9 protein-coding genes are annotated in these 13,501 nt (G+C 71.7%); 3 read left to right on the top strand and 6 right to left on the bottom strand.

Annotated features, from left to right (window positions below):
- Positions 1–4: 4 nt before the first annotated feature.
- The gene (locus ACFWX1_RS23160) at positions 5–1,723 is read left to right on the top strand and encodes a TIGR04141 family sporadically distributed protein (protein ID WP_378390528.1); all 1,719 of its coding nucleotides are present in this window, start codon (positions 5–7) and stop codon (positions 1,721–1,723) included.
- On the opposite strand, the gene ACFWX1_RS23155 is transcribed toward ACFWX1_RS23160, so the two are convergent.
- Positions 1,720–3,114 carry a wax ester/triacylglycerol synthase family O-acyltransferase gene (locus ACFWX1_RS23155; RefSeq protein WP_378390478.1) on the bottom strand — a complete coding sequence of 465 codons (1,395 nt, stop codon included), beginning with the start codon at positions 3,112–3,114 and terminating at the stop codon, positions 1,720–1,722. The genes ACFWX1_RS23160 and ACFWX1_RS23155 overlap by 4 nt on opposite strands.
- 65 nt (positions 3,115–3,179) lie before the next feature.
- Here ACFWX1_RS23155 and ACFWX1_RS23150 point away from each other — a divergent pair, with 65 nt between their 5' ends.
- Positions 3,180–4,421 carry an alpha/beta hydrolase fold domain-containing protein gene (locus ACFWX1_RS23150; protein ID WP_378390476.1) on the top strand — a complete coding sequence of 414 codons (1,242 nt, stop codon included), beginning with the start codon at positions 3,180–3,182 and terminating at the stop codon, positions 4,419–4,421.
- A 132-nt stretch (positions 4,422–4,553) separates the two neighbouring features.
- Here the strand turns inward: ACFWX1_RS23150 and ACFWX1_RS23145 are convergent, their stop codons facing one another.
- The 3 genes from ACFWX1_RS23145 to ACFWX1_RS23135 are packed head-to-tail and all read right to left on the bottom strand — an operon-like array spanning position 4,554 to position 10,648.
- The gene (locus tag ACFWX1_RS23145) at positions 4,554–5,735 is read right to left on the bottom strand and encodes an SWIM zinc finger family protein (protein ID WP_378390474.1); all 1,182 of its coding nucleotides are present in this window, start codon (positions 5,733–5,735) and stop codon (positions 4,554–4,556) included.
- The gene (locus ACFWX1_RS23140) at positions 5,735–8,485 is read right to left on the bottom strand and encodes a DEAD/DEAH box helicase (RefSeq protein WP_378390472.1); all 2,751 of its coding nucleotides are present in this window, start codon (positions 8,483–8,485) and stop codon (positions 5,735–5,737) included. The genes ACFWX1_RS23145 and ACFWX1_RS23140 overlap by 1 nt, the downstream gene beginning before the upstream one ends.
- Positions 8,486–8,542: 57 nt before the next feature.
- Complete coding sequence (locus tag ACFWX1_RS23135) at positions 8,543–10,648, bottom strand: acyl-CoA dehydrogenase family protein (protein ID WP_378390470.1); 2,106 nt, start codon at positions 10,646–10,648, stop codon at positions 8,543–8,545.
- 186 nt (positions 10,649–10,834) lie between these two features.
- Between ACFWX1_RS23135 and kstR the strand changes: the two genes are divergently transcribed.
- A complete protein-coding gene (gene kstR / locus ACFWX1_RS23130) occupies positions 10,835–11,473 on the top strand; it encodes a cholesterol catabolism transcriptional regulator KstR (RefSeq protein ID WP_378327671.1) in 639 nt (212 codons plus the stop codon).
- Between the two features lie 90 nt (positions 11,474–11,563).
- Here the strand turns inward: kstR and ACFWX1_RS23125 are convergent, their stop codons facing one another.
- Both ACFWX1_RS23125 and ACFWX1_RS23120 read right to left on the bottom strand, forming a co-directional pair.
- Positions 11,564–12,553 carry a TIGR03557 family F420-dependent LLM class oxidoreductase gene (locus ACFWX1_RS23125; RefSeq protein WP_378390468.1) on the bottom strand — a complete coding sequence of 330 codons (990 nt, stop codon included), beginning with the start codon at positions 12,551–12,553 and terminating at the stop codon, positions 11,564–11,566.
- 16 nt (positions 12,554–12,569) lie between these two features.
- Positions 12,570–13,400: an LLM class F420-dependent oxidoreductase gene (locus ACFWX1_RS23120; RefSeq protein ID WP_378390466.1), complete on the bottom strand. Its 831-nt coding sequence runs from the start codon at positions 13,398–13,400 to the stop codon at positions 12,570–12,572.
- Positions 13,401–13,501: the final 101 nt, after the last annotated feature.

Genomic DNA, 13,501 nt, shown 5'->3' with positions numbered 1-13,501 from the left:
GTCCGTGACCACGCCGCCGATCACCCAGGGTGTCTCGGTGTACGTACGACCGGGTGGTTCCATGGCCGCTTCGTCCGCCCCGAGCAAACCCGCCTCCCTCTTCCGCCTCGACGGCACCGAGGCCGAAACGCTGGTCTCGCTGAAGCCCGAGCAGGTCACCGTCGACACCGACGTCGACATCTCCGGGACCCGCGCGCGGCTGGTGGCCGGCGCCTTCCACACCGAGGTCCCCCAGTGGGTCCCGCACGCCGCCGCGCTGACCGGCAACGAGCTCGACCTGTCCGCCGAACTACCGTTCGCCGTGCTGCTGGTCCCCCGTCCACCGTGGACCTACGCCGTGACGTGGGGCGCCGGACATCTCGCGCTGAACGACGAACACGTCGAGCAGGGTTTCGGCCTGATGTTCGGGATCCGGCGGCTGGACCCGTTCGACCTCGGGCTGATCGCCAGCGCCGCGCTCGACGCGTCGGCGCGGGCCACGCAGATCTCCATCCCCGGCGGCGGCGAGCTGTCCGCGTTCCGCCTGGAACCCTACGGCGAACTGGTCAACCGGCTGGCGGGCGCGGCGGACCTCACCGAGCTGACCTACGGCCGGATCACCGGGAAGCGGTACCGGATCCGGGTCGGCAACGCGCTGTGGGTCCCGCTGGCCAAGGAGCCCCGCGCGTTCCTGGCCGACCTCGACGCGGTCGGCGCGGTGGTCGACGAACCGGACCGGAACTCGGCGCTGCGCTTCATCGCCCAGACCCGCCCGCTGGACCGGCACCATCGCCTGCTGCCCACGCTCGAAGACCGGCTCGCCGAGGCGCTCGGCGGCGCGGACGACGGCGCGCTGGGGCTGGCGTGGCCCGCGACGGCGGTCCGCGAGGCGGAGCACGCCGGGTCGTTCCGGATCACCGGGCTGGGGTCCGGTGGCCCGTTCACCGCCGAGGGACGGCTGGAACTGGAGCACCTCACCGGCCGTCTCGCCACGCTCGACGTCGAGAAGCGCGTCAAAGCTCTGCGCGCGGGACGTGTCGTGACGTGCGCCGACGACGCGGGCGAGGAGGAGTCCGGCGCCGCGATCCCGGCCGCGAAGTGGGTGGTCTTCGAGGCCACGATCGATCACGTCCGGTACGTGTTCCACCAGGGCCGCTGGTACCGGATCGGGGAAACCTACGTCGAGCAGATGCGCGCCCAGGTGGCCGCGCTGCTGGAGCGCCGGTACGCGTGGCCCGAGGTGAAGTGGACGCCGAGCGGTGAGCCCGACGACGAGCACCGCTACTGCCGGAAGGTCGCTCGCGAACCCGGTTTTCTGTGCCTGGACAAGGATTTCGCGACGACACCGCTGCATCCCCGCTTCGAACTGTGCGATCTGCTCGGGCCGGGCAATGAGCTGATCCACGTCAAATGGCTCGGGCGCGCGACGGCCGCGAGCCACCTCTACACGCAAGCGCTCGTTTCGGCCGAAGCCCTCCGCGACGAGCCGGACGCGCTCGCCCAGCTCGCCGCGAAGGCCTCGGCGCTGGATGCGGCCCGGGTCGTCACCGAATCCCCCGGCACGGTCGTGCTGGCCGCCGCCGGACGGTCGTGGCACGTCGACGAGCTGTTCACGCTGTCGCAGGTCGCGTTGCTGCGCCTGGACCGCGCGGTGCGGGCACTGCGAGCGGAGCTGCGTTTCGCCGATATCCCGTACACGCCGAAGTCCCGGACACGGACGAAACCGTCGCGAAGGCGGCGTTAGGCGGGCGCGGCCTTGAGCAGTTCGGCCAGCGCGTCGGGCAATGCGTCGGCGAGCGGCCAGAGATCCTGGACGAGTTCCTTCGCGCCGAGCAGCCCGACGTCGACCTTGCCCGCGTTGGACAGCACGGTGATGTTGAGCCCGGCGCCGTGGAACACCGGCCCCAGCGGGTAGAGCCCGGTGATCCGCGCGCCGAGCAGGTACAGCGGCATCGGCGGGCCCGGCACGTTGGAGACGACGAGGTTGTGCACCACCGGGTGTTTTTCGGCCAGCCGCAACGCCGAATACGCGCGCACCGCCAGGCCGAACATCGACGCGGCGGAGAACTGCGCCCAGTCGGCCAGCATGTCGGCGTCGATGTCGTAGTGGTGTGCCTTGGACCGCCGGTTCGCCTCGGCGAGGAAGAACACGCGCGCGGCGGGATCGGGCAGGTGGGTGGGCAGCGAGGCGAAGAAGGCGGACACCTTGTTGCTGCCGCCCTCGCGTTCGGTGCGTTCGTGCACCGACACCGGGACGGTCGCCACCAGCGGGTCGCCGGGCAGTTCGCCGCGATCGTCGAGGAACTGGCGCAGCGCACCGGAAACGAGCGCGAGCACGACGTCGTTCACGGTGACGCGGAAGGCGTTCTTGACGCGCTTGACGTCTTCGAGGTCGAGTTGCGCGTAGGCGACGCTGCGGTGCCCGGTGATGGTCCCGTTGAGCGAGGTCCTCGGCGCGGTGAACGGCACGGGCATTCCCTTGCCCCGCAAGGCTTTCCCGAGCCAGCCGGGGACCAGCTCGACCAGGTCGGGCAGCAGTTTCACCAGCGCGTAAGGACGTTTGACCACCGTGGCTACACCCGAGCGCAGCAGGTCGAACCTGCCCGGCACATGCGCGTTGCGCCGCTCTTCGGGTTCGATGTCCGGCGGCGGTGCGTCCGGGGAAAGCCCGGCCAGATAGGCGATCAGGCTGGCGCCGCTGACACCGTCCACACTGGCGTGGTGCATCTTGATCAGCACCGCGATCCCGCCGTCGGCGAGGCCCTCGATCACGTAGAGCTGCCACAGCGGATGCGTGCGATCCAGCTGCTGGCCCGCGATGTGCGCGCACAGCTCGGCCAGTTCGGTGCGGTCGCCGGGCGCGGGCACGCCGATGCGGTGCACGTGGTGGTCGAGGTCGAAGTCCTCGTCCTCCACCCACACCGGATGCCCGACATTCCAGAGTGGATTGTGCAGTTTACGGCGGAATGCCGGGATCAGCAGGACCCGTTCGGCCAGCTGCCGCTTGAACTCCGCGAAGCTGTACCCGCCCGGCATCGTCGTGCCGTCGAGGGTGATCAGGCCGCAGACGTGCAGGACCTGCGAGGACGTCTCGAGGTAGAGGAAGCTCGCGTCCAGGCCGCTCAGTCTCTGCATACCGCAAGCCTAAGGCAGATCCAGTAACCCGGCCGCCGCGTGTACGCGCGGGTAGCATCGGGCGGGTGCAGCCGAATTTCCTGACCCGCCGCGCGATCCAGCTCGCCCTCACGGCCAACGCCGTGCGCCCGGTGCGTTCGAAGCGCGCGACGATCCCGCTGTTCTTCGCGGGCTGGCTGGCCGACGAACTGGCGCCCCAGCAGCTCGCGCTCACCGCCGCCGACACGGCCGTCCACCTGGCACGGCACGGTGCGCGCAGGCCGTCGGACCGGATCGGGCTCGCGCTGGCCGGGCTGACCGCCGCCGGGCTCGGTTCGCTGATCGCGACGGCCCGGCGCGCCAGGGGCGAGGTCGAGGACGCGCTGACCGAGGCGCTCGGCGAGGACTACGGCTCGCGGCTCGCCCACCCGCCGAACCCGCGCGACCTGGCGACCCCGTGGGGCCAGCTGCTGCTGCCGTTCCGGATGCACGACCCGGAGGTGGTGGTCGAGCGGAACATCGCCTACGCCCCCGGCGGCAAGCGGTACCTGCTGGACGTCTACCGCCCGCGGAAACCCGTGTCGGACGCGCCGGTACTGCTGCAGGTGCACGGCGGGGCGTGGGTGATCGGCAACAAGGAGGAGCAGGGCAGGCCGCTCATGCTGCACATGGCGCGGCGGGGCTGGGTCTGCGTCGCGATCAACTACCCGCTCGCCCCCGCCGCCCGCTGGCCCGCGCACATCCTCGGGGTGAAGCAGGCGCTGATCTGGATCCGCGAGCACATCGCCTCCTACGGCGGGGACCCGCGGTTCGTCGCGGCCACCGGCGGTTCGGCGGGCGGGCACCTCGCCGCGCTGCTCGCGCTGACCGCGAACGATCCGATGTACCAGCCGGACGCCCCCGGTGTCGACACGAGCGTGCAGGCCTGCGTCCCGCACTACGGCGCCTACGACTTCGCCGCGACCACCGGCTCCCGGTCGAGCACGCTCCGGCGGGACCAGCTGCTGGCGCGGCGGGTGTTCGCCCCGGACCGCGATCCGGTAAACCACCTCGACGACTACGTCGCGGCGTCCCCGCTGGACCGGATCACCGGGGACGCGCCGCCGTTCTTCGTCATCCACGGCAAGCACGATTCGCTGATCCCGGTGCGGGAGGCGCGCGAATTCGTGCGGCGGCTGCGGGAGAAGTCGCGGGAGCCGGTCGCGTACGCGGAGCTGGCCGGGGCACAGCACGCGTTCGACGTGTTCCCGTCCATCCGCAGCGCGCACGTGGTGCGTGGAGTGGAACGGTTCCTGGAGCACAGTTACCGGAGCTGGGCGGCGAAGTAGGCGAAGTCGCGTACCCGGACGGACGACTCGCGTAGCTGACCGGTCGGCTCGCGTGCCTCGGCGGCGGGCTCGCGTGATTGGACGGCGCGCTCGTGTGATTGGGCGCGTAACTCGCGTGATTGGGTGGCGATCTCACGGGGTGGGGTAGGCGAGGTCTAGGGGGTCATCGGAGGGCGGGGCGTCCAGGCGCCATTCGGGGCCTTCGCGGACGAAGCGGTACCAGCGGGCGTCGCGGCCGTAGCGGAGCTGGACGTCGCCCTGGGTGACGCGGTTGCGCCAGACCTTCACCTGACCGGTCAGGCCGGCATCGGCGAGTTCGGCGCGGGCGCGTTCGAGGGGGCCGGGACCCGGCTGCCAGGATTCCCGGAGCACGGCAAGGCCGCCGCGGCCCGCCTCCCGCCAGGCATGGGCCCAGCGGGTCAGCTCGCGGAGCGGGACTTCCGCCTCGGCGGCGAGCGGGCCGAGGTCACCAGGGCGGGTGGCCGCGCGGCGGGCCAGATCCTCCTCGAACGTCAGATCCGCCACCGCGGGCGCGCCGTGGACCAGCAGATCGCGGGCCAGCGCGGCGGCGTCGGCGGCGAGAGTGGTCAGCGCGGCGGCGGTCCAGCCGGTGCTCGCGGGCGGATCCAGATCGAGGACGGCCGGGGTGCCCGCGGCCTCGGGCGCGGCGGGCAGCGGCGGGACCGGGCCGACGCGTCGGGAGAACGCGGCACGCGGGGTCAGGCCGGGATTCTTCTTCGGTGGCAACGCCTTTCCGGGCTTCTCGCCGTCGCCGCCGCGGGGTGTGCGGCGGGCGCGGAGTTCCGCGAGGACGTCGTCACGGGATCTGCCGCGGAGCAGGAACAACACAAACGGATCGGCGTCGACCTCGTCGGCGACGACGTAGTACACGGCCGCGACGTGCTTGCAGGGGTTGGCCGAGTCCGGGCAGGAACACCGCGGCTTGAGGTCGCCGGGGCCGGGGAGCAGATCGGCCCCGGCTTCGCGGGCCTGCTCGGCCAGTTCCTCCGGCAGTTCGCCGTCGAGCAGGGCCGCGGCATGACCCAGCCGCGTACCGGCGACCTCGAGCAGGGCGTCCCACTCCGCCGGGGCGAACTCCCGCATCCGGATGGTCACCTTGTACGGGACGGGGCGGCTCCCCCGGACCCGCGCGGAGATCTCCCCGACACCGACGGCCAGCCCGCCGACGGTGCCCTTGCGGGCGTACGTCCGCCCGCGCGGCAGCCGGTTCGGGTCCAGCTTCGCCCGCTGTTCCAACGCGTCGACCCAGGCCCGCCCCCACCAGGTGTTGCCGAACGTCCGGCGCGGCGGCATTACCCCGAACCCAGGCGGACCAGATCGGCGAGCTGATCGTCGGACAGCTCGGTGATCCAGTCCTCACCCGCGCCCACGACGGCGTCGGCGAGACCCCGTTTCTGTTCCAGCACGGCCGCTATCCGCTCTTCCAATGTTCCCTCGGCGATCAGCCGGTGCACCTGGACCGGCCGGTCCTGCCCGATCCGGTACGCCCGGTCGGTGGCCTGGTCCTCCACCGCCGGATTCCACCAGCGATCGTAGTGGATGACGTGCGTGGCCCTGGTCAGGTTCAGCCCCACGCCGCCCGCCTTGAGCGAGAGCAGGAACACCGGGATCTCGCCCGCCTGGAACCGCTCGACCATGTCCTCGCGCTCGGCGGGTGTGTTCTTCCCGGACAGCAACGCCACCGGCAGCCCGCGTTCGGCCAGCCTGCGCTCCAGCAGTTCGCACAGCTTGACGTACTGGCTGAACACCAGCACGCTGTCGCCCTCGTCGAGGATGACGTCGAGCAGTTCCTCGAACGCGGCGAGCTTGCCCGACCGCCCGGTCAGCGCGCCACGGGGCTCCTTGAGGTACTGGGCGGGATGGTTGCAGATCTGCTTGAGCTCGGTGAGCAGCTTGAGCACCTGGCCGCGCCGCTGCACGCCCTCGGACTCGCGGATCAGCGCGAGGTTCTCCCGCACCACCGCCTCGTACAGGGTCGTCTGCTCGGCGGTGAGCGGGACGAACCGGTCGGTCTCGGTCTTGCGGGGCAGCTCCGGCGCGATGTCCGGGTCGGTTTTGCGGCGCCGCAACAGGAACGGCCGCACGGTGCCGGCGAGCCGCTCGGTGACCGCCGGATCGCGGTCGCGCTCGATGGGCTTGGCCACGGTGCGGCGGAAGCGGTCCAGCGGGCCGAGCAGGCCGGGCGTCGTCCAGTCCACAATGGACCACAGCTCGGTGAGCCGGTTCTCGACCGGGGTCCCGGTGAGCGCGACCCTGGCCGCGGCCGGGATCTTCCGCAGTTCCTTCGCCGTCGCCGACAACGGGTTCTTGACGTGCTGGGCCTCGTCGGCCGCGACCAGACCCCAGTCCACTTCGGACAGTGCGGCCCGATCCCTGCGCAGGACGCCGTAGGTGGCGAGCACGACCTCGCCGGGCCGCAGCTCGTCCAGATGCCGCCCGCCGCCGTGGAACCGGCGGAGCGGGACCCCCGGCGCGAACCGGGCGAACTCGCGTTCCCAGTTGCCCAGCAGCGACGTCGGGCACAGCACCAGTGTCGGCCCCGCCGCGGTCTCCTGCCGGTGCAGATGCAGCGCGATCAGCTGGATCGTCTTGCCCAGCCCCATGTCGTCGGCGAGGCAGGCGCCCAGGCCCAGCCCGGTCATGGTGGCCAGCCACGCCAGCCCGGCCCGCTGGTACGGGCGCAGCGTCGCGCACAGCCCCGGCGGCGGTTCGACCGGCTCGCCGGCCCGTTCCCGGATCCGTTCGACGAGCCCGCCCAGTGCCGAGGGCGCCTCGAACTCGACGCGTTCGCCGTCGAGCTCCAGCTCCCCGGACAGCGCGGCGGCCAGCGCCTCCGCGCCGGTGAGCGTGCGCTCGCGGCGGGCGCGCATCCGCGCGAGGAGGCCGGGATCGACCCGGACCCACTGGCCGCGCAGGCGGACAAGGGGCCGTTTCGCCTCGGCGAGCGCGTTCACCTCGGCGTCGGTCAGCTCCTCGCCGCCGAGGCTGAGCCGCCAGCGGAACTTCAGCAGCCCGTTCAGGTCGAACACCGGGCCGGTGACGCTCCCCGGCTGCTGGGTAGCCCCCGCCTTCGCCTTGACCTCGCCGCTGAAGAGGCCCTTCTGCCACAGCACCTCGATCCCGGCGCCACCGAGATCGCGGCTGCCGTCGGTGAGCAGGTCGACGACCTCCTCGTCGCTCAGCGGCAGCTCGGCAGGCGCGGGTTCGGCCAGTACCTTGCCCAGCGGTGCCCATGCCCGCGCCCCGCGGCGCAGGCCGAGCAGCAGCTGGGTCTCGACCCCGTCCCCGAGCCGGTTCAGCACGGCGTCCGGCGCGTCCCAGAGTGTCGCCGCCTCGACCACCAGGCTCGGCTCGGCGACGCTGCGCACCGCCAGCACTCCGGCGAACGTGGACTCCTGTTCGGGTTCCTGTCTCGCTTCGACGCGCAGGAGGAGCTGAGCACCGCGAGGCTGACGCGCGTCCAGCTCGGCGAGCCAGGCCGCGCCGTCCTCACCGACGAGGGCAGGCTCGACCGCCGAGAACGCCGCCGGGCCGCCCGCCGCTGCCGCCGGAGTGCGCACCAGCACATCCGCCGTGGCATCCCACAGCGCGCGGACGAGCGACTCCGGCGAATGCAGCCGGATCCGTTTCAGCCCGGACAGCGGCAGCGCGTGTGCCTCGGGCGGCAACGCGCCGGCCAGGCCGCGCAACAACTCCTCGTCACCCGCGTCGAGCGGGCCGACTCGCCACGAGCCGACGCCGCTCGGCGAGACCGAGGGCCGCAGCCTGCCGCGTGCGACGAGGTTGACCCCGGCGTTGACCGCGGCCGACCACGCCGCCATCGCCGGGCTCGCGTCCTCCCCGACCACCAGCAGCCGCGGGATGGCGCGCGCCAGCGGGACGACGCTCGCCTCGACCTTCGTGCGCCGGAACTTCTTGCCCTCCGGTAACACGAGCTCGATGGCGGTATCGCCCTCGACGCCTTCTCCCCACAGCGCGAGTACGCCCTCCCTCGGCGGATCCGAGGGGACGTAGGTGGCCTGGGTGCCTGCTGCGAACTCCACGCCGTGCACGGTATGCCACGGGTACGACAAACGGCGGTACCGCGCCCACCGGGAAGGTCACCGGGGCAGGCCGAGCAGCCGTTCCGCCGTGAGCGAACGCAGCACCTGCGTGGTGCCGCCCGCGATGGAAAGGCAGCGGGACACCAGGAATTCGTGCTGTGCTTCGGCCGCCGCCCCGCCCGCGGCGAGGATGTCCGCGCCGTGGAATTCGAGCGCGAACTCGGCGACCTCCTGGCGATGCCGGACGCCGAGCAGCTTCCGGACGCTCGACTCCGCGCCCGGGTCCTGTCCGCCGAGACGCCGCAGTGCCGCGCGGAGGTCGAGCACGGAACACGCGCTGCCCTGGCCGATCAGACCGCCCAGCCGTTCACGGGCGGTGACGTCGAGCTGCGCGAGATTCAGTGTCGCGACAAGGTTTTCCACGCCTTCGCCGACCGAGGAGCCACTGCCGAGCGCGACGCGCTCGTTGGCCAGCGTCGTCCGCGCCAGCCGCCAGCCGCCGTCGATCTCCCCGACGACGTCGGAATCCGGCACGAAGACGTCGTCGAGAAACACCTCGTTGAACACCGCCTCGCCGGTGATCTCACGCAGCGGCCGCGTCGTGATGCCCTCGGCACGCATGTCCACCAGGAAGTACGTGATCCCCTTGTGCTTGGGGGCCTCGGGATTGGTACGGGCGAGGCAGATGCCCCAATCCGCTTCGCGCGCGAGCGACGTCCACACCTTCTGCCCTGTGAGCCGCCAGCCGCCGTCGACGCGGCAGGCGGCGGTGCGCAGCGACGCGAGATCCGAACCTGCGCCGGGCTCGCTGAACAGCTGGCACCAGGTGAGTTCGCCGCGCAGCGTGGGCAGGGCGAACCGGGCCCGCTGCTCGTCGGAGCCGTGTTCGAGGATGGTCGGCACGGCCCAGGCGCCGACGACGAGGTCGGGGCGGCGGAGCCCGGCGTCGGCGAGCGCGTTGTCGATGCGGAGCTGCTCGGCGGCGCCGGCGTCTCGGCCGTACGGGGCGGGCCAGTGCGGGGCGAGCAGGCCGGCGTCGGCCAGTGCTGCCCGTTGCTCTTCCACCGGCAGGTAAGCGATTTCGGCGACCTGTTCGCGCAACGCCGCGTCGTCCCCGACGTCGACGGCGAGGGTGCGGTGCGCCCCGCCGAGGGCCAGATCGGCGGCGCGGCGGCGCCAGCGCGCGGACCCGCCGAGCCACCGCCGGACGGCGATCGCGCGGCGCAGGTACAGATGCGCGTCGTGCTCCCAGGTGAACCCGATGCCGCCGAGGACCTGGATACAGTCCTTGGCGTTCTCGACCGCGGCGTCCAGCGCGACCGACGCGGCGGCCGCGACGGCGAGCGGATGGCCGGCGGACGCGGCGTCCCAGGCGAGCGCCTCGGCGGCCTCGGCGCGGGTGAGCATCTCGGCGCACAGATGCTTGACTGCCTGGAACGACCCGATAGGACGGCCGAACTGCTCACGGACCTTCGCGTACTCCACCGCCGTCGTGAGACACCACCGCGCGATACCCGCCGCCTCCGCGACGCCCAGTGTCGCGGCGAGGTCGTCGACATCGGACAGCGCCAGTACGGCGTCGGCAGCGACCTCGACGCCGCTGAGCCGGACGCGGCCGAGCGGCCGGGAGAAGTCGAACGGCGCCAACGGTTCCACGGTCACCCCTGGCGTTCCCGGTGCGAGCGGGACGTACCCGCCGTCGCAGGGCACCAGCAGCCAGGACGCCGGATGCGCGTCGAGCACCGGACCGCTTTCGCCGTCGAGGACCAGCCTGTCGCCCGAAGTGGCGAACGACACGTCGAGCACGACCGCGGCCTGGGCGGTGCCCTCGGCCAGCGCGGGCAGGATCTCCTTGGCGGACGGGCGATCCGGATCACGGGCGAGCAAGAGCGCCGCGAGCGCGGTGCCGAGCACCGGGCCGGGGACCAGCGCTTCGGCGGACGCGGCGATCCCGGCGGCCAGATCGGCCACCGTGCCGTCCGCTCCGCCGACGTCGTCCGGGAGCGCCACGCCGAACAGCCCGAGCTCGGCGAACCCCGGCGGGAGCGCCCCGCCGCACGTGCTTTCGGCGGCGCGGACGGCCTCCACCGGATGGCGCGCGGCCGCCCAGTCGTGGATGGCGGCGGCCAGCGCGGCCTGTTCCTCCGTCAGCGCGACCGGCATCGGCGACCTCCTCGCGGTAGGACCTGCGGGTACCCACGGGTACCGGCTCGGACTACTCGCGAGTGTAGAACGTGTTACAGTTTTTCGGCCAGTGGGTCGACCGGCGCGGAGTCCGCCAGGACAGGTACGCTACGTCGGGAACTGGAACAAGTTCCGAAGCCAGCTTTGGGGACGGGAGAGGGGCCCATGCCAGGAAAGGCGAAGGCACCGGTGGCCGCGAAGGGGCGCGGCAACGGGCTGAGCGGCGCGGGGACCGAGGAATTGGGCTCGGCCGCCCAGCGGGACCGGCGGCGCCGGATCATCGACGCGACGCTGGCGCTCGCGGCCAAGGGCGGCTACGACGCGGTCCAGATGCGGGCCGTCGCGGAGAAGGCCGACGTCGCGCTGGGCACGCTGTACCGGTACTTCCCGTCCAAGATCCACCTGCTGGTGTCCGGGCTGGCCAGGGAGTTCGAACGGGCGCAGGAGAAGCTGGAGCGGTCGGCCATCCCCGGCGACACCCCGGCCGAGCGGCTGATGTTCGTGCTCGGCCGCAACACCCGGCTCATGCAGCGCGACCCGCATCTGACCGAGGCCATGGTGCGCGCGTTCATGTTCGCCGACACCTCCGCCGCGGCCGAGGTCGAACAGGTCGGGCGGCTCATGGAGAACATGTTCGCCAAGGCGATGGGCATCACCGACCCGACCGAGGCCGACCGCGACATCTTCCACGTCATCGCCGACGTCTGGATGGCGAACCTGGTCGCCTGGGTGACCCGGCGCGCCTCGGCCGCCGACGTCGCGCACCGCGTCGAACTCTCGGTGCACCTGCTGCTGGACAAGTAGCGCCCCCGTGTGCTGAAGGGGACGTTCGTCGCGTCTCATGCGATGAAGGGGACTTTCCTCGCGTGTAACGAGAGGAAAGTCCCCTTCAGCTCACGCGGTGAGCTTCGGCAGGACGTCGCGCCCGAAGGTCTCGATGAACGCGTCCTGATTGCGCCCCACGTTGTGGACGTAGATCCGATTGAACCCGGCGTCGACGTACTTCTGCAGCGCCGCGCGGTGCACGTCCGGATCGGACGAGACGACCATGCGGCCCTCGAAGTCCTCCCGCCGCACGAGCTTCGCCATCTGCGCGAAGTCGAACGGCGAGCGGATGTCGGCCTTCGGGAACTTCATGCCGCCGTTGGGCCACTGGTCCAGCGCGTTCGCCCACGCCGTCTCGTCGTCCTCGGCCCAGGACAGGTGCACCTGCAGCAGCTTCGGCATCGTGTCCGGGTCCTTGCCCGCCTTCTTCGCGCCCTGGTTGAAGTTGTCCAGGATCCCGCCGAGCTTCTCCAGCGACGCGCCGGGCGTGATCAGCCCGTCGGCCAGTTCGCCGGTCTTGCGCGAGGTGTACGGGCCCGCCGACGCGATGTAGATCGGCGGCGGCGCTTCGGGCAGTGTCCACAGCCGGGTGGTGTGCAGCTTGAAGAACTCCCCCGAATGCTTGACGTCCTTGCCGCCGAACAGTTTCCGGATGATCTCCAGCGCCTCGAACATCCGCCGGACCCGCTCGGGCGCCTCGGGCCAGTAGCCGCCGATGATGTGCTCGTTGAGCGCCTCGCCGGAGCCGATCCCGAGCCAGGTGCGGCCCGGATAGGTCGCCTCCAGCGTCGCCGCGGCCTGCGCGACCATCGCCGGGTGCAGCCGGAACGACGGGCAGGTCACCCCGGGCCCGAGGTCGCCGGTGGTGTTCTCCGCCAGCGAGGCGAGCACGCTCCACACGAACGAAGCTTCACCCTGCTGAGGGACCCACGGCTGGAAGTGGTCCGCCGCCATCTGGCCGGAGAATCCGTGCTGTTCGGCCAGCGCCGCCAGCCGGATCGACTCCCGCGGCGAGAACTGTTCCAGCGCCGCGGCCAGGCCGATTTGTACGTCACTCACGTGGTCATCAAACCCTTCAGCGGTTGGCCCGCGCGAACGCGGCCAGTTCGTCCAACTTCCGCAGCGTCTCGCTCTCCGGCAGGGTCGGCAACATCAGGTTCACCTGATCGACGCCGCCCTCGGCGTAGCCGTCGATCACCGCCTGGTCGGCGGGCGAGCCCCACACCACGAAGGGGACGTCGGTGCGGCCCTGCTCGCCCAGCCACTTCCGGACGCGGTGCAGCTCCTCGGGCGACGCCCCCGGCGTGGGCAGCCAGCCGTCCCCGTGCGCGACCAGCCTGTTCAGGGCCGCCTTGCTCGCGCCGCCCACGAAGATCGGCGGATGCGGCTTCGCCACCGGCTTCGGCCACGAGAAGATCGGATCGAAGTCGATGTGCTTGCCGTGGAACTCGGCCTCGTCCTTGGTCCAGATCTCCTTGAGCGCGGCCAGCTGCTCGTTCATCAGCGCCCCGCGGGTGGCCGGGTCGGTGCCGTGGTTGCGCATCTCCTCCTTGTTCCAGCCGACCCCGACGCCGAAGTCGAACCGCCCGCCCGACAGCAGGTCGAGCGTGGCGACCTCCTTCGCGGTGTGGATGAGGTCACGCTGGATCAGCAGCGTGATCCCGGTACCGAGCCGGAGGGTCTTCGTGGCCACGGCGGCCGCGCTCAGCGCGAGGAACGGGTCGAGCGTGCGGTAGTAGACCCGCGGCAGCTCACCGCCCGAGGGATAGGGCGTCTCGCGGCTGGCCGGGATGTGCGAGTGCTCGGCCAGCGACAACGCCGTGAACCCCCGCTCCTCCACCGCCTTGGCCAGCACGTCGGGCCGGATTCCTTCGTCGGTCACAAAAGTCCCAATACCGAAGTCCATGTCAGTCAACTACTCCCGCGGCGCGCCCGATATTCCCGCGACCGTGTTGACACCTCACCAAGATCGGCAGCATGATGGAACTCATCGGGCGTTGAATAACC

The sequence above is a fragment of the Amycolatopsis sp. NPDC059021 genome (genome assembly GCF_042739895.1).
Classification (GTDB): domain Bacteria; phylum Actinomycetota; class Actinomycetes; order Mycobacteriales; family Pseudonocardiaceae; genus Amycolatopsis.
The sequence above is the reverse complement of the archived record's forward strand: the minus strand, read 5'-3'. Positions and strand labels throughout refer to the sequence as shown.

Bases quoted from the DNA above. Each gene is read 5' to 3' on its own strand.
- ACFWX1_RS23155 (WP_378390478.1), bottom strand. From the start codon at position 3,114: ATGCAGAGACTGAGCGGCCTGGACGCGAGCTTCCTCTACCTCGAGACG.
- ACFWX1_RS23145 (WP_378390474.1), bottom strand. From the start codon at position 5,735: ATGCCGCCGCGCCGGACGTTCGGCAACACCTGGTGGGGGCGGGCCTGG.
- ACFWX1_RS23135 (WP_378390470.1), bottom strand. From the start codon at position 10,648: ATGCCGGTCGCGCTGACGGAGGAACAGGCCGCGCTGGCCGCCGCCATC.
- kstR (WP_378327671.1), top strand. From the start codon at position 10,835: ATGCCAGGAAAGGCGAAGGCACCGGTGGCCGCGAAGGGGCGCGGCAAC.
- ACFWX1_RS23120 (WP_378390466.1), bottom strand. From the start codon at position 13,400: ATGGACTTCGGTATTGGGACTTTTGTGACCGACGAAGGAATCCGGCCC.